14 protein-coding genes and 2 riboswitches are annotated in these 14422 nt (G+C 68.2%); of the genes, 4 read left to right on the forward strand and 10 right to left on the reverse strand.

Annotated features, from left to right (window positions below; genetic code table 11):
* Positions 1-2: 2 nt before the first annotated feature.
* On the reverse strand, positions 3-779 hold the full coding sequence (locus tag Q9Q79_RS18100; protein ID WP_005411202.1) for an SDR family oxidoreductase: 777 nt from the start codon (positions 777-779) through the stop codon (positions 3-5).
* Positions 780-890: 111 nt separating this feature from the next.
* Between Q9Q79_RS18100 and Q9Q79_RS18105 the strand changes: the two genes are divergently transcribed.
* On the forward strand, positions 891-1103 hold the full coding sequence (locus tag Q9Q79_RS18105; RefSeq protein ID WP_005414610.1) for a hypothetical protein: 213 nt from the start codon (positions 891-893) through the stop codon (positions 1101-1103).
* A 98-nt stretch (positions 1104-1201) separates the two neighbouring features.
* Here the strand turns inward: Q9Q79_RS18105 and sppA are convergent, their stop codons facing one another.
* From sppA to Q9Q79_RS18125, 4 genes are all read right to left on the reverse strand, one after another.
* Entirely contained in the window at positions 1202-3124 is a 1923-nt protein-coding gene (gene sppA, locus Q9Q79_RS18110; protein WP_005411204.1) for a signal peptide peptidase SppA, read from the reverse strand.
* 115 nt (positions 3125-3239) lie between these two features.
* A complete protein-coding gene (locus Q9Q79_RS18115) occupies positions 3240-4604 on the reverse strand; it encodes an MATE family efflux transporter (RefSeq protein ID WP_005414611.1) in 1365 nt (454 codons plus the stop codon).
* A 282-nt stretch (positions 4605-4886) separates the two neighbouring features.
* Positions 4887-5471: a DUF3106 domain-containing protein gene (locus Q9Q79_RS18120; RefSeq protein WP_043034569.1), complete on the reverse strand. Its 585-nt coding sequence runs from the start codon at positions 5469-5471 to the stop codon at positions 4887-4889.
* Positions 5464-6468 carry a hypothetical protein gene (locus Q9Q79_RS18125; RefSeq protein ID WP_049460254.1) on the reverse strand — a complete coding sequence of 335 codons (1005 nt, stop codon included), beginning with the start codon at positions 6466-6468 and terminating at the stop codon, positions 5464-5466. The genes Q9Q79_RS18120 and Q9Q79_RS18125 overlap by 8 nt, the downstream gene beginning before the upstream one ends.
* Before the next feature lie 413 nt (positions 6469-6881).
* On the opposite strand from Q9Q79_RS18125, the gene Q9Q79_RS18130 reads away from it, so the two are divergent.
* Positions 6882-9059 carry a primosomal protein N' gene (locus Q9Q79_RS18130; protein ID WP_012481376.1) on the forward strand — a complete coding sequence of 726 codons (2178 nt, stop codon included), beginning with the start codon at positions 6882-6884 and terminating at the stop codon, positions 9057-9059.
* A 96-nt stretch (positions 9060-9155) separates the two neighbouring features.
* Here Q9Q79_RS18130 and Q9Q79_RS18135 read toward each other — a convergent pair whose 3' ends face one another.
* Together Q9Q79_RS18135 and Q9Q79_RS18140 are read right to left on the reverse strand one after the other, a co-directional pair.
* Positions 9156-9776, reverse strand: coding sequence for a glutathione S-transferase (locus Q9Q79_RS18135; RefSeq protein ID WP_005414615.1), 621 nt, complete (start codon positions 9774-9776; stop codon positions 9156-9158).
* Between the two features lie 143 nt (positions 9777-9919).
* A complete protein-coding gene (locus Q9Q79_RS18140) occupies positions 9920-10699 on the reverse strand; it encodes an NYN domain-containing protein (RefSeq protein WP_005411210.1) in 780 nt (259 codons plus the stop codon).
* Positions 10700-10822: 123 nt separating this feature from the next.
* On the opposite strand from Q9Q79_RS18140, the gene Q9Q79_RS18145 reads away from it, so the two are divergent.
* Positions 10823-12103 carry an NAD(P)/FAD-dependent oxidoreductase gene (locus Q9Q79_RS18145; protein ID WP_005411211.1) on the forward strand — a complete coding sequence of 427 codons (1281 nt, stop codon included), beginning with the start codon at positions 10823-10825 and terminating at the stop codon, positions 12101-12103.
* Positions 12104-12194: 91 nt separating this feature from the next.
* Here the strand turns inward: Q9Q79_RS18145 and Q9Q79_RS18150 are convergent, their stop codons facing one another.
* The 3 genes from Q9Q79_RS18150 to Q9Q79_RS18160 form a co-directional block, all read right to left on the reverse strand.
* Positions 12195-12650 carry a hypothetical protein gene (locus Q9Q79_RS18150; protein WP_012481379.1) on the reverse strand — a complete coding sequence of 152 codons (456 nt, stop codon included), beginning with the start codon at positions 12648-12650 and terminating at the stop codon, positions 12195-12197.
* A gap of 5 nt (positions 12651-12655) precedes the next feature.
* Entirely contained in the window at positions 12656-13087 is a 432-nt protein-coding gene (locus tag Q9Q79_RS18155) for a nuclear transport factor 2 family protein (protein WP_005411213.1), read from the reverse strand.
* Between the two features lie 71 nt (positions 13088-13158).
* On the reverse strand, positions 13159-13434 hold the full coding sequence (locus Q9Q79_RS18160) for a GIY-YIG nuclease family protein (protein ID WP_005411214.1): 276 nt from the start codon (positions 13432-13434) through the stop codon (positions 13159-13161).
* 40 nt (positions 13435-13474) lie between these two features.
* A riboswitch (glycine riboswitch) is annotated at positions 13475-13564 on the forward strand.
* A gap of 13 nt (positions 13565-13577) precedes the next feature.
* Positions 13578-13681: riboswitch (glycine riboswitch) on the forward strand.
* A gap of 84 nt (positions 13682-13765) precedes the next feature.
* Between Q9Q79_RS18160 and Q9Q79_RS18165 the strand changes: the two genes are divergently transcribed.
* On the forward strand, positions 13766-14383 hold the full coding sequence (locus Q9Q79_RS18165) for a trimeric intracellular cation channel family protein (RefSeq protein ID WP_005411215.1): 618 nt from the start codon (positions 13766-13768) through the stop codon (positions 14381-14383).
* The last annotated feature ends 39 nt before the right edge of the window (positions 14384-14422 follow it).

Here is a 14422-nt window from a genome sequence, read left to right on the forward strand (position 1 = left end):
GATCAGAACCCGTAGCGCAGGAAGCCGCCATCCACCGCGATGCACTCACCGGTGACATAGCTGGCTGCCGGCAGGCACAGGAAGCCCACCGCGGCGGCCACTTCCTCCGGCTCGCCGATACGACGCATCGGCGTGCGGTTGATCACTTCCTCGTAGTAATCCGGGTCCGACAACGGACCGGAGGTCCGCCGCGTGCGGATGTACCACGGCGCCACTGCATTGACCCGGATGCCATCCTCGGCCCACTCGACGGCCAGGTTGCGGGTCATCTGGTGCATCGCGGCCTTGCTCATGCCGTAGACCACGCCGCTGCGCACATGGGTCAGGCCGGACACGCTGCCGACGTTGACGATCGACGACGATGCGTGGCGAGCCAGCAGCGGATGCGCGTAGCGCGACAGCTCGAACGCCGAGAACAGGTTGGTCTCGAAGATCTTCCGCCATTCGTCCTCTGAATACTCCGTGGCCGCCTTGGTGACGTTGCCGCCAGCGTTGTTGACCAGGATGTGCAGGCCATCACTGTGGTCTTCCACCCAGTCCAGGATCTGCCGGCGGTCCTCGTCGTCGGAGACATCGGCGGCCAGCGCGTGCACCTGCATCTGCGGATACACATCCAGCAGCTCGTCGCGCGCGGTCTCCAGCATGTCGATATCGCGCCCGACGATCATCAGGTCCGCGCCGAAGCCGGCCAGTTCGTGCGCGATGGCCAGGCCGATACCGGCGCTGGCACCGGTGATCAGGGCGGTCTGCCCGTCCAGGCGCCACCGTTGCTGGGTCATGTGTCCTCCGGGGCCGCGCCCGCTGCATTTCGATGCGGCAAGGATACGCGCTCACGGCGGCCCTCTGCCGAGGATGCGACACTGCACGTACGCCCACTGCGGAGAGCCGCCATGCGCATCCTGACCCTGTTCTCGTCCCTGCTGGCCGGCGTGCTGCTGGTGGCCTGCCAGCGGCCGCCGACGCCGAACCCGGAGAAGCCACCGGTGCCCAAAGCGATGTCGCGTGCGATGCAGGAACCGCTGGACCGCGCCAAGGGCGCGCAGAAAGCGGTGGAAGAAGCCGCCGCACGCGAGCGCAAGGCCGAGGCCGACGCGACGCAGTGACCTGTGGGGTCAGAGCCCTTTGCGGGGCAAAGGGATCCGACCCCACCAACGAAAACGCCCGGCCAGGGCCGGGCGTTTTCATTCGTCACCGTTGCCGATCAGAACCCGCAGAAGCAGTAGGCCAGCGCCTTCACCGGCGTACCGTTGCCCTTCTCGCGCGCCGCGTTCTCGACAAAGCGCAGCTGCGTATCCACTTCCGGCATCGTGCGCGCCAGCACCATCCGCGCCATGCCCGAGTCGGACAGCATCCAGGCGCCGGCGCGGCTGCCGGCGAAACCGCTGACGAACTGCGCGAACGGCGTTGCCGCCTTCTCGATGTAGCGCACGCGGTAGGCATCGGCCTTGCCCAGCTTGGCGCGGCTGGCGGCATCGGCCACAGCATCCTTCAGGCCACCGAAGGCATCGACCAGGCCACGCTCCTTGGCCTGCGCACCGCTCCACACGCGGCCACGCGCCACTTCGTCGACGGCCTCGACCGGCTTCTTGCGGGCGTCGGCGACGCGACCGGTGAAGTCGGCGTAACCCTTGTTGATCACCGACTGGATGACCTGGCCAACGGCCGGATCCATCGGGCGGGTGACATCGAACGCACCCGCGAAACGGGTGGTGCCGACACCATCGGTGTGCACGCCGATCTTGTCCAGCGCGCGGCTGAAGTTCGGCACCATGCCGAAGATGCCGATCGAACCAGTGATGGTCGACGGATCGGCATAGATGCGATCGGCATTCATGCTGATCCAGTAGCCACCGGAGGCGGCCAGGTCGCCCATCGACACCACCACCGGCTTGCCGGCGGCCTGCAGGGCCACCACTTCGCGGCGGATCTGCTCGGAGGCGAACACTTCACCGCCCGGCGAATCCACGCGCAGCACCACCGCCTTCACGTTCTCGTCGTCACGCGCGGCACGCAGCAGCGCCGAGGTCGATTCGCCACCGATGCGGCCGGCCGGGAGATCGCCGCCGCTGATTTCGCCGGCGGCCACAACCACCGCTACCTGCGGACGGTTGTCCACCGGGTTGCGGCGCGCATCGAGCTGGCCCAGGTAGGTGCCGAAGTCGACGTTGCGGAAGCCACCGTCGGCATCGTCGTCGGCCACGCCGCGCTCGATCATCAGATCCTCGAATTCCTCGCGGGTCTTCAGCGCGGTCACCAGCTTCTGCTGCAGGGCGAACTTGGCCAGGTCGCCACCGGCGGCGGCGATGCCTTCCGGCAGCGTGTCGATGCCGGCGGCCAGCTGTGCCGGGTCCAGGCGACGCGCCTTGGCGATGTCCGCCAGATAGCGCTGCCACACGTCGTTCATCCAGAACAGGTCGGCTTCCTTGGAGGCCGGCGAGGCCGCATCGAGCACGTACGGCTCGGCCGCGGACTTGTATTCGCCCACCTTGAACAGGTGCACGTCCACGCCCAGCTTGTCCTGCAGGCCGGTTCGGAAGTACTGGCGGTAGCGGCCCAGGCCCTCGAGCACCACCGACCCCATCGGGTCCAGGTAGACCTCGTCGGCCTGTGCGGCCAGCAGGTACTGCGACTGGCCCATGCTCTCGCTGTAGGCCACCAGCTGCTTGCCGGAGGCACGCAGGTCCTGCAGCGCGGTGGCCACTTCACGCAGCGAAGCGAAGCCAGACGGCTGCAGCTTGTCCAGCTCCAGCACCACGCGCTCGATCTTCTTGTCTTCCTTGGCCGACTCGATCACCCGCAGCAGGTCGCGCAGCTGGATCTCTTCGGCGCCGTTGTCGCCCACCGCCTTGGCCAGTGCGCGGCTGACCGGGTCGGCGCTGAACTGCTCGACCAGGCGGCCTTCCGGGGCGATCACCAGGGTAGTGCGGTCCTGCAGCGACTTGCTGGCACCGGCGCCCATGCCCGCCGCGATGACGAACATCACCAGCAGCAGGAACAGCAGGCCGAAGAACAGCAGGTTGAGGATCAACCGGCGGGTGAAGTTCATGACGTCCCACAGCCCGATGAAGAAACTGGCGACGGGGTTGCGACGCGCCGGGGGCAGCGGGGGCACGGGTTGATTCATGGAACGCTCCGGATGGCTTCTTGCCGTGGTACCAGCATAGCCGGTGCCGTGTGATGCGGCATCGGACACAAGTCAGGGGATCGCCCGCCATGGGTCGGCATGACGGGCGCAAAGGTCAGGACAACATCGACTGGCCGATGCGCAGGCTGCTGCGGCGCAGGCGCCAGCCCATCAGGATGGCAGCGGCGGTCAGGCCAACGATCAGGCCGATCCACATGCCCTGCGGGCCCATGCCCAGACCCAGGCCGAGCCCGGCGCCGAGCGGCATGCCCAGGCCCCAGTAAGCGAACATGGCGATGAACATCGGCACGCGGGTGTCTTTCAGGCCGCGCAGCGCGCCGGCCGACAGCACCTGGATGCCATCCGGGAACTGGAAGGTGGCCGCGTACAGCAGCAGGGTCGAGGCCAGGCCGGCCACCGCCAGGTCGTTGGTGTAGACACCGACGATGGCATCGTGGCCGAACAGCAGCACCGCCGCCGACAGCGTCTGCGTGCCCATGATGATCGCGTAGCCGGCCCAGGCCGCACGCCGTACGCCGAAGCCATCGCCACGGCCAACCGCATGGCCGACGCGCACGGTGGTGGCCTCGGCCACGCCCATCGGGATCATGAAGCACAGCTGCGCCACGTTGATCGCGATCTGGTGCGCGGCCGCTTCATTCGCACCCAGGCGGCCGATCAGCAGCGCGGTGACGATGAACAGGCCGCCTTCCATCAGCACGGTAATGCCGATCGGCAGGCCGGTGCGCAGCAGGTCCCAGATCGCCTTCCAGCGCGGTCCTTCGAAGTGCGAGAACAGCTGCAGGTGGGCGAAGCGCTTGGTGCGCCACAGGTAGAGGGCAAACGCCGTGGCCTGCAGCCACATCATCACCGCCGAAGCGATGCCCAGGCCTTCCGCACCCAGTTCCGGGAAACCGAGCTTGCCGTTGGCCAGCACGTAGCCCATCGGCGCCAGCACCAGCAGGCCGCCGAAGCCGAGCAGCATGGTCGGCAACGTCCAGTGCATGCCTTCGCTCAGGTAACGCATGCAGAAGTACAGGGTCAGTGCGGGCCCGCCCCAGCGCACCGCGTGCAGGAACGCGGTCGCCCCCGGCACGATGTCCGGCGCGATCCCGAACGATGGCAGCAGCGGCGGCACCACCGTGAGGAAGGTGAACATGATCAGCCCCAGCCCCAGCGCCAGCCACAGTGCCTGGCGGAACAGCGGGCCGATTTCGCGCTCGCGGCCGGCGCCGTGCAGCTGCGATACCGAGGCGGTGAGCGAGATCAGGGTGCCGATCGGGATCAGCATCGGCAGCCACAGCAGCGCCGTGCCGATGGTCACTGCGGCCAGGGTCGCGGTGGCATGGTGGCCGGCAATCACGTTGTCGACGAAGGAGATCAGGCCGGTGGACACATGCCCGAGCACAAGCGGCAGGGCGAGCAGACCGGTGGCGCCGACTTCCTTGCTGAAGCGCGGCGTGGAGGTTGCAGTAGACATAAGGTGCTTGACGCGAACTACGGTTGCGCGCGAAGGGCACAGGCACCGGGTTGCGGCCGGTCATCTTACGCGCGCAGCGCGCGCATTCCCATGACATGGCGTGAATGCTGGGTTCCGGCAGGCCGCGGCATCACGCGTTGCGATCGCGTTACCGGGAAAACCGCCCGCCCTGTAGAGTCGACTGTCAGTCGACTTCCGCGCGCAGCGCGGGTTTTTCGCGGATCAGTATGAAGAGCAGTCGACCAACAGTCGACGCTACCCCTGGACGCTACGCCTTCCGGTTTACTGACCCGCCTGGCGCTTGAGCCAGGCGTCGCGCTCGGCGGCGGGCACGGCGAGGAACGCGCCTCGCACCGTGTCACGCTCCTGCGGTGGCGTGCGCTGCGCGACCAGGGTCAGCTGGGCCAGCTGCGCCGGGCTGAGCTGGCGCAGCACGGCCAGCGCGGCCTCGCGCTGTTCCGGTGGCACGAAGCCGAACAGGCCGTGCAGCTTGGGGAACTCCAGTCCCAGCTGCGGGCCCAGCCGCCAGCCCTCGCGGAAGGCCTGGTCCTGCGCCTGGAACTGCTCGCGCAGGCGCTGCTGCTGGTCCGCCGGCAGCGCATTGAACCGCGCCGCAGCCTGCCGGATGCGCTCCCGCTCGCTCTCCGGCAGGGCGCGCCAGGCCGCGTAGTCGGCACGGCGCTGACGCTGCTGCTGGGCGTCGAGCTGGGTGAACGCAGCGGGCGTCGTGTTTGTGGTGGCCGGAGCGGGAGCCGCCGGTGAACTGCCCGGCACTGGCGGCGGCAGCGGCACGCTCAAGGTCTGCGGCGCGGCGGACAGCGACAACGGCAGGGCCAGCAGCAGGCTGGCGAGCAGGGTCTTATTCATCGGCGGCAGCGGTTTCCAGCGTGGCGCTGGCGGGCTCGGGCCGGCTCGGCCTGGATTGCGATTCGTCCACCGGCAACGGGCCGCCGGCGGCGGTCCAGGCATACAGATCGGCATCGGCCACCAGCGGATAGTCGCGGTCGGCCAGCATCATGGCGTCGTCGGAGGCTTGGGCCGGGGTCGCATCCGGCGTGGCATTGACCTTGCTCGGCGGAAGAGCTTCCACCGTGACCGGGCCAGCTTCGCCCACTACCCCTTCCGGCAGTGGAGCGTCGCTACCGGATGAATGTCCTTGCCAGTAGCGCCAGCCCAGTGCCGCGGCCAACAGCACCGCGACCGTCACCAGCAGGATCACCGGGCCGCGCCAGCGCGGCCTGGCATTGGGACGCCGCCGCTTGCCCTGGGCGGCCGCACGATCATCGCGCTGCGGTGCGCGCCAGCCGGTCGCGGGAGCTTCATTGCTGGCGGCCGGCGCAGCCGGCTGCTGAAGCTGCTGCAGGCGCTTGGCCGGCAGGTCGCGGATGCGCAGCTGCACCTGTTCGGCCAGCTGGCGCCATGCCGACGCATCGGGCTGGCCGTGCGCATCACGGGGGCAGGCATCGGCCAGCAGGTGCTGGTAGCCCGCTTCGTCCTGGTCGAGCACGCGCATGGCGATACCCTCGTCCAGACTGCCGCCCACCCGCAGCAGGAGTGCCAAGCGCGGCAGCGGCCCCATTTCGCCCAGCGCGGCCAACGGCGGCAGCCACTGGCCGCCCACCGGCTCGCGCAGCGCCTGGCGCTGGCCCAGCAGGGTCCAGAAGCGGATCGGCCACTGCGCCATCGGCAGGTCGCTGGCGACCGCGGCGAAGGCGCGCATCACCGCCACCAGGGTCTGCTCGGCTCGCGCGGCATCGCCGCACTGCAGCTCAGCCACCACCAGGGCACGGCGCTCGACGCCGCGCAGGAACGCCGACAGCGCGCCGGCCGCGGTCGAGGAAACAGGGGCGGGCACAGCCGTCATCGGTCACTCCAAAGGTCTGCCGGCATGATAGCGGCAGCCCATCGGCACCCGTAGGACTTGCGCGCGCAGGCACTTCGTGCTGCAGGTTGTGCACAGCACCACGCCCGCCTCGGGGAAAACTGCGGCATCCAGCTGAATTCACTCTGTTTCAGCAATGTTTCACACTCAAGTTGTTGATTTTGAATGACTTTGAAGTGTGGCGATTTTTTGACCAACCCAAGCGTGAGCTCGTCGCCATCGGCCTCCTGCGTTCCCGTCGACCGGTAACGCACAACGTTATCCACAGAACATGTGGATAAGACTGAATCTCCAATGGACACCGATATTTAGGTGACATTTATGATTCGACGAGGGCCCCCCGGCAGTCTCTGGCCCCTGCCATCCGCGCGCGCATGGCCCGTTACACTGGCCCGATGCTTTCACCCATTCCGACCCTGCAGGTCGCCCTGCCCGTCCCGCTGCCGCGCCTGTTCGACTACCTGTCACCAGAGGGCGATGGCCCCACGGTCGCGGTCGGCTGCCGCCTGAAGGTGCCGTTCGGCAACCGCGAGCTGGTCGGCGTGGTGGTGGGGCACGGCCAGACCGATGACGGCCAGGGACTGCGCCAGGCCTTGGCCTGGTGCGACCCGCAACCGCTGCTCCAGGGCGAGCTGTGGCACAGCCTGCAGTGGCTGGCGCGCTACACCCATGCGCCACTGGGCGAGGTGCTGAGCACCGCCCTGCCGGGCCCGCTGCGCCATGGCGACGCCCTGCCCGACACTCATCACTGGGGCTGGCAGCTGACCGCCGAAGGCCGCGCCCAGCGCGAAAAACTGCGCGCCGGCAGCCGCCCCCGGCAGCTGGCCGAGCTGCTGGCCGACGCCATCGTCGATGAGGACGTGCTGGGCGAACGCATGGACGACTGGCGCACCGCCGCGCGCAGCCTGGCCAAGCGCGAGCTGGCCGAACGCGTGGCGCTGCGCGTCGCTCCGCAGCACGCGCAGCCACTGCCTGGCCCCACCCTCAACACGGAGCAGGCAGAGGCCGTGGCGGCGATCAACGCAGTCGAGGGCTTCCAACCGTTCCTGCTGGATGGCGTAACCGGCAGCGGCAAGACCGAGGTCTACCTGCAGGCCATCATCCACTGCCTGGCCCAAGGCAAGCAGGCGCTGGTGCTGGTGCCGGAAATCGGCCTCACCCCGCAGACCCTGGCACGCTTCCGCGGCCGCCTCGGCATCGCCGTGCATGCACTGCATTCGGGGTTGAACGACAACGAGCGCGCCCGGGTCTGGGCGGCGGCTTCGCGCGGCGAGGCACGGGTGATCGTCGGCACCCGCTCGGCGGTGTTCACGCCGCTGCCGCAGGCCGGCCTGCTGATCGTCGACGAGGAGCATGACGGCAGCTACAAGCAGCAGGACGGCATCCGCTACCACGCACGCGATTTCGCTCTGGTCCGGGGCAAGGCGCTGGGCGTTCCGGTTCTGCTGGGCAGCGCTACGCCTTCACTGGAGACGCTGCACAACGCCTATGCCGGGCGCTACACCCACCTGCGCCTGAAGCAGCGTGCCGGTGATGCGCGGCCACCGCGCGTGCGCATCCTTGATGTGCGCAAGCGACCATTGCATGACGGCCTCTCGGCCGACGTGCTGGCCGGCATTGGCGAGCACCTGCAGCGCGGCCAGCAGGTGCTGGTGTTCAAGAACCGCCGTGGCTATGCGCCGGTACTGCTGTGCCACGACTGCGGCTGGACCGCGCCATGCAACCGCTGCGATGCACCGATGACCGTGCATGGCGGCGGTCGTCGCCTGCAGTGCCATCACTGCGGTGCGCGGCAACCGGCGCCGCTGGCATGCCCCGCGTGCGGGAGTCTGGCGCTGCAACCGCAGGGCATCGGCACCGAGCGCCTGGAAGAACATCTCACCGCCGCCTTCGCCGACTTCCCGGTGGTGCGCATCGACCGCGGCACCACGTCGCGACGCGATGCACTGGAACAACAGCTGGCGAAACTGGGCGACCAGCCCGGCATCCTGGTCGGCACGCAGATCCTGGCCAAGGGCCACGACCTGCCCAAGCTGACCCTGGTGGTGGTGGTCGGCATCGACGAAGGCCTGTTCTCGGCCGACTTCCGCGCCAGCGAGAAACTGGCGCAGCAGCTGATCCAGGTCGCCGGTCGCGCCGGACGCGCGCGCGACCCGGGCGAAGTCTGGCTGCAGACGCATCACCCGGGGCACCCACTGCTGGAAACCCTGGTCAGCGGTGGCTACCACCCGTTCGCGCAGGCCGAGTTGAACCAGCGCCAGGCCGCAGGATTCCCGCCGTTCGCGCATCTGGCGCTGATGCGCGCCGAAGCGCAGCAGGTGGAGCATGCCAATGCATTCCTGCTGGCAGCGCGACAGCTGCTGGGCGAGCAGGACGTGGTGGAGGCCTATGGACCCATGCCGGCGCCGATGCCACGGCGCGCCGGTTATCAGCGCGCCCAGCTGCTGCTGTCTGCCGCGCAGCGGCCACCGCTGCACGGGGTGCTTTCGCAACTGGTACCGCAGCTGTATGCGCTGCCGGAAGCACGCAAGGTGCGCTGGTCGCTGGATGTGGATCCGACGGATCTTTATTGAGGGGTCAGAGCCCACCCGTCGGGTGGGATCCGACCCCGATGCCCTGGGGCCGGATCCCTTTTCGCAGAAAAGGGCTCTGACCCCGGACGCTTTCGCTTACGTCAGCGGCGACATCACGCCGCGCTGGTAGGCGGGGCGCTCGCGAAGACGGGCGTACCAGTCGGCCAGGTGCGGCAGTTCCGGACGCTGGATCGGCAGTTCGAACCAGGCATAGATCAGCGAGCCAAGCGGGATGTCACCCATCGCGAATGTCTCGCCGGACAGCCACGGCTGCTTGGCCAGGGTGGCATCGGCCATCGCCAGGTAGTCGCCGGCGCGCACGATGGCGGCATTGATCCGCGCTTCGTCGCGGTCGGCCGGGGCGGTGCGCATGATGCCCCAGATCAGGTCGGTGTACAGCGGCGCCATGCGCGAGGTGCTCCAGTCCATCCACTTCTCGGCCTGGGCGCGTTCCATCGGGTCTTCAGCGTACAGCGTGCCCAGCGCGTAGCGCGCACTCAGGTAGCGCACGATGGCGTTCGATTCCCACAGCGGCAGGCCGTGGTCTTCGATCACCGGTACCAGGCCATTGGGATTCATCGCCTGGTATTCCGGCGTCTGCGTGCCGCCGTGGCTGCCACCGACCTCGATGGACTCGTACGGCAGGCCGATTTCCTCGGCACACCACAGCACCTTGCGGACGTTGCTGGAATTGCGACGGCCCCAGATCTTCAACATGCGGGTATTCCTTGCTGGCAATGCGAGCGGCAACGATACCCCTGATCGGGCGGGGTGTGTGCATATCGGATACGGGATCTGGCGTCTGGGAATTGCCGGCCAGCGGCCGGCACTACCGGTTCCTCGCTGGCCAGCGGCCGGCATTACCGGTTCTTTTTCGGCAGCGCGCGCACGTAGGACGACTTGCCATCCTTCTTCAGTTCGAACAGGCCGATCGCTGCCAGCAGATCGCTGAGCTTGCCGTAGCCGTAGTTGCGCGGGTCGAACGACGCCTGGTTGCCGATCTGGCTGCCGACCGGGCCGAGGTGCGACCAGCCATCCTCGCCCTCGGCCGCGGACACCGCGCGGCGCAGCATCTTCACCAGCCGCGTGTCGCTGCGCATTTCCGCACCGCTCTTGCGCGGGCGCGCATCGTCGTTGGCCACCGGCTCGTTCGAGGCCTGTTCGCTGGATGCCTGTTCGGTATCCGGCACGCTGGCGTGGGTCTGGCCCAGTGCTTCCAGGTAGGTGAATTTCGAGCACGCGTTGACGAACGGCTCGGGTGTTTTCTTCTCGCCGAAACCGTACACCTTCACGCCATCGGTCAGCAGGCGCATCACCATCGGGGTGAAGTCCGCATCGCTGGAGACGATGGCAAAGCCATCCAGGTTGCGCGCGTACAGCAGGTCCATGGCATCGATCACCATCGCCATGTCCGAGGCATTCTTGCCCTTGCTGTAGGCGAACTGCTGGATGGGACGGATCGCATACTCATGCAGCACCGCTTCCCACCCCTTCAGTCGCGGGCTCTTCCAGTTGCCATAGGCGCGGCGCACGTTGGCCACCCCATAGCGGGCCACTTCGGCCAACACCTCGTCGATCTTCGAGGCCGGCGCATTGTCGGCGTCGATCAACAGGGCGATGCGCTTTTCCGGTTCGCTCATGGACTCCTCGCGGGCGGTTGCCTGAACCCGAGTATCGCCGATCCACGCGGGCGCTGACGTGACAGGCGGCCGCCGTGCGAAGATGCCAGGCGCTTCCCCCAATGCCCCCACTGGAGTGAGTCGATGAGTCGCGAGCGCGTTCCCCACCTGGTTGTTGTCGGCGGCGGTTTTGCCGGTCTCTGGGCCACCCGTGCCCTGGCCCGCGAGCGCATACGCATCACCCTGGTCGACCGCCGCAACCATCATCTGTTCCAGCCGCTGCTGTACCAGGTGGCCACCGCCGGCCTGTCCGCGCCGGATATCGCTGCACCACTGCGCCATATCCTCGGCCACCAGCGCAACGTGGAAGTCCGCCTCGGCGAAGTGGTCGCCATCGACAAGCAGTCCCGGCAGATCCGCATGGCCGATGGCAGCACGCTGGACTACGACAGCCTGCTGCTGGCCACCGGCGCCACCCACGCCTACTTCGGCAACGACCAGTGGGCCGATGATGCGCCCGGCCTGAAGACGCTGGACGATGCGATCGCGCTGCGCCGCAAGCTGCTGCTGGCGTTCGAGCGCGCCGAGGCGGAACCGGACCCGGCGAAGAAGGCCGCATGGCTGAGCTTCGCGGTGGTCGGTGGCGGTCCCACCGGTGTTGAACTGGCCGGCACCCTGGCCGAGATCGCGCGGCATACGTTGCGCAACGAATTCCGCCACATCGACCCGGCCAGCGCCAAGGTGCGGCTGGTCGAGGCCGGCCCGCGCGTGCTGTCCTCGTTCCCGGAAGTACTTTCGCTGAAAGCACGCCGCCAGCTGGAAAAGCTGGGCGTGGAAGTGCTGACCGGTACCCCGGTGAGCGACATCGACAGCCAGGGCTTCACGCTCGGTGACCAGTTCGTACCGGCCCGCACCGTGGTCTGGGCCGCCGGCGTGGCCGCTTCACCGCTGGCGCGCACGCTGGACGTGCCGCTGGACCGCGCCGGCCGCGTGCCGGTGCAACCGGACCTGACCCTGCCCGATCACCCGGAGCTGTTCGTGGCCGGTGACCTGGCCGCACTGAGCCAGGCCGACGGCAAGCCGGTACCCGGCGTGGCACCCGCTGCCAAGCAGATGGGCAAATACGTGGCCGAGGTGATCCGCGCACGCCTGCACGGCAAGCCCGAGCCCGGCCCGTTCAAGTACGCCGACTACGGCAACCTGGCCACCATCGGTCGCATGGCCGCGATCGTGCACCTGGGGCGGCTGCAGCTGTCGGGCGTGCTGGCCTGGTGGTTCTGGCTGGCCGCGCACGTGTTCTTCCTGATCGGCTTCCGCAACCGCATCGTGGTGCTGCTGAACTGGGCCGTGGCGTACTGGAGCTACCAGCGCAGCGCACGCATCATCTTCGGCGATGACCAGGAAGACCGGCGACCGAGGCGGTAGTGCCCGCCGCTGGCCGGCTGCCACGCGGTCCGATCCCTTTCCGCAGGAAAGGGCTCTGACTCCGTCAACATCATCCATGCATGGCGTGGATCTACCGCTTCATCGGGCCGCCGGGCGCCCGCCGTTTCGACCATGCGCGGCAGAAGTCCTCCTTCCTTGCGGTGTCGGCAATCTGCGCGGCACTCCAGTTGCGGGTAATCCAGATCGTCAGTGCCGTGCTGCTCAGATGCCAGCGCAGCATGTCGTGCCGTGGCTGCCGCCAAAGATGGCGGCGGGCAATCCAGAACGCCTCCCGTTCCACCTCTGGCACCTTCTTCTTCATCGCGTCGTCGTCGAAGAACTGCGCGGCGAAACTCCAGGGATTCATCGGCTGAAATCCTGTTCGCGGTTCACTGCTGCACGCAGCCACACCACTGGGCGCACGGTCTGCTGGCTTCGGCCAACCGCCCACCAGGGCAAGCCCGAGCAGGTACAGCAGGCCAGGCAGCAGTGCGATGCCGGCGGCCAGTACGACGACGGAGACCCATGCCTTACCGGCGGCACGCATCGTGCTCACTTCGCCTTCGGTTTCGGGTACCACAACGCGTTGACGATGACCCAGCGCTGGTCGAAGCGCCCCATGTGGAAGTAATCGACGAACCACGGCGTTTCCAATCGCACCGAGGCGGCATTGCCGGTCACGTCCAGCACCGTGCAGCGGCGGTCCCATTGATCCTTCGGGGTTTTCAGCGCGCCCTGCTTCGTCAGCGCGACCAGTTCTTCCTTCGACATGCGGCGCAGGCCCAGCCGCTCGTCGGGCGTATCGCCGAGGACCGCGCGCTTGGCCAGGTCCGGGTGCAGGGAGCGGGCGACGCGCTGCGGGTCGGCCTCCAGCTGGCCGTCGACGTAGTCATGGCAGGTGGCTTCGATGGCCGCGAGGGTGGCCGGGTCGGCAGCGGGACTGGTTGACGCGGAGAGAGCGAACAACAGGGCGACGGTGGACATCCGGGTCTCCAGCGCTGAGGGCTGGGCGATCATCGCATGGCGGCACAGAGGCATCCATGTATGCCATGGATCTACAGGGACCCAGCATCCACCGCCTGCAGCCAGGCCAGCTTGCGTTCGCGCGGCTGCTGCTTGAGCTGCCATTCGGCCCGCGAGGCGGCGGCCCGGTCCGGGTACTCGCGCACGGCCAGCACCCGCAGCGGCGGCCGGGCCCGGGTGTAGCGCGCGCCCTTGCCAGCCTGATGGGCGGCGAAACGCGCGTCCACGTCGGTGCTGATGCCGGCGTAATAGCTGCCATCGCGACATTCGAGCAGGTACAGGAACCACGGGCGGAGGGACGGGGCCATGCCCGGATTATGCCGTGCTGCACTGCAGCGGATATACTGGCGCCCGAATGCAGGAGAGAGGCGCCGCGCTGGCGCCCGCCGAAGGCGCAGGCTCCCATGATCGCTCAGGCCGGTGGGCTGGAATCCCACCAACCATGCATTCGACTCGCCGAGCTGGAGAGAGGTCACCGGGCATGCCCGGGACGATCCGCCGAAGGGGCACGCGGCCCATGCCGCTGAACTCTCAGGCAAAAGGACAGCGGGAGCGGCACCGGTCATCGTCATTCCGTCATTGCGCAGGCAATGGCGGCGTCCGCGCATGGCCGGCCCCACCGCGCCCGGAGCCTGCCCCATGTTGCTGTCCATCATCTACCTGATCGCCATTTCCGCCGAAGCCATGACCGGCGCACTTTCTGCCGGCCGCCGCCGCATGGACCTGTTCGGCGTGGTCATGATCGCCTGCGTCACCGCCCTCGGCGGTGGTTCACTGCGCGACATCCTGCTCGGCCACTACCCGCTGGGCTGGGTGAAGCATCCCGAGTACCTGGGCTTCACCGTGTGCGCGGCGCTGATCGCCACCTGGGTCGCACGCTGGATGCACCACTTCCGCCGCACCTTCCTGGTCCTCGACGGGCTGGGCCTGATCGCCTTCACCCTGATCGGCTGCTCGATCGCGCGCGAAGCCGGCCATGCGATGCCGATCGTGCTGATCGCCGGCATGCTGACCGGCGCGTTCGGCGGCGTGCTGCGCGACATCCTCTGCAACGAGGTGCCGCTGATCTTCCAGAAGGAGCTGTACGCGATCATCGCGCTGCTGACCGGCGCGGCCTACCTGTTGCTGCTGCACTGGGGCGTGGCCGACGCCACCGCGATCCTGTGCTGCCTCGGCGGCGGCTTCGCGCTGCGCCTGCTGGCGATCCACTACCGCTGGGAAATGCCGAAGTTCGTGTACCACGACGAAGTGCATTGAGGTTCGCGCGGCCGAATCCGCACCACCCCGGCGATGTAC

It is taken from the genome of Stenotrophomonas sp. a6 (genome assembly GCF_030913325.1).
Classification (GTDB): domain Bacteria; phylum Pseudomonadota; class Gammaproteobacteria; order Xanthomonadales; family Xanthomonadaceae; genus Stenotrophomonas; species Stenotrophomonas maltophilia.

Excerpts from the sequence above, each read along its gene's own strand:
- Q9Q79_RS18145 (WP_005411211.1), top strand. The coding sequence starts at position 10,823 with ATGAGTCGCGAGCGCGTTCCCCACCTGGTTGTTGTCGGCGGCGGTTTT.
- Q9Q79_RS18100 (WP_005411202.1), bottom strand. The coding sequence starts at position 779 with ATGACCCAGCAACGGTGGCGCCTGGACGGGCAGACCGCCCTGATCACC.
- Q9Q79_RS18160 (WP_005411214.1), bottom strand. The coding sequence starts at position 13,434 with ATGGCCCCGTCCCTCCGCCCGTGGTTCCTGTACCTGCTCGAATGTCGC.
- Q9Q79_RS18115 (WP_005414611.1), bottom strand. The coding sequence starts at position 4,604 with ATGTCTACTGCAACCTCCACGCCGCGCTTCAGCAAGGAAGTCGGCGCC.
- Q9Q79_RS18150 (WP_012481379.1), bottom strand. The coding sequence starts at position 12,650 with ATGCGTGCCGCCGGTAAGGCATGGGTCTCCGTCGTCGTACTGGCCGCC.
- Q9Q79_RS18135 (WP_005414615.1), bottom strand. The coding sequence starts at position 9,776 with ATGTTGAAGATCTGGGGCCGTCGCAATTCCAGCAACGTCCGCAAGGTG.
- Q9Q79_RS18125 (WP_049460254.1), bottom strand. The coding sequence starts at position 6,468 with ATGACGGCTGTGCCCGCCCCTGTTTCCTCGACCGCGGCCGGCGCGCTG.
- sppA (WP_005411204.1), bottom strand. The coding sequence starts at position 3,124 with ATGAATCAACCCGTGCCCCCGCTGCCCCCGGCGCGTCGCAACCCCGTC.
- Q9Q79_RS18130 (WP_012481376.1), top strand. The coding sequence starts at position 6,882 with ATGCTTTCACCCATTCCGACCCTGCAGGTCGCCCTGCCCGTCCCGCTG.
- Q9Q79_RS18105 (WP_005414610.1), top strand. The coding sequence starts at position 891 with ATGCGCATCCTGACCCTGTTCTCGTCCCTGCTGGCCGGCGTGCTGCTG.
- Q9Q79_RS18120 (WP_043034569.1), bottom strand. The coding sequence starts at position 5,471 with ATGAATAAGACCCTGCTCGCCAGCCTGCTGCTGGCCCTGCCGTTGTCG.
- Q9Q79_RS18140 (WP_005411210.1), bottom strand. The coding sequence starts at position 10,699 with ATGAGCGAACCGGAAAAGCGCATCGCCCTGTTGATCGACGCCGACAAT.
- Q9Q79_RS18165 (WP_005411215.1), top strand. The coding sequence starts at position 13,766 with ATGTTGCTGTCCATCATCTACCTGATCGCCATTTCCGCCGAAGCCATG.
- Q9Q79_RS18155 (WP_005411213.1), bottom strand. The coding sequence starts at position 13,087 with ATGTCCACCGTCGCCCTGTTGTTCGCTCTCTCCGCGTCAACCAGTCCC.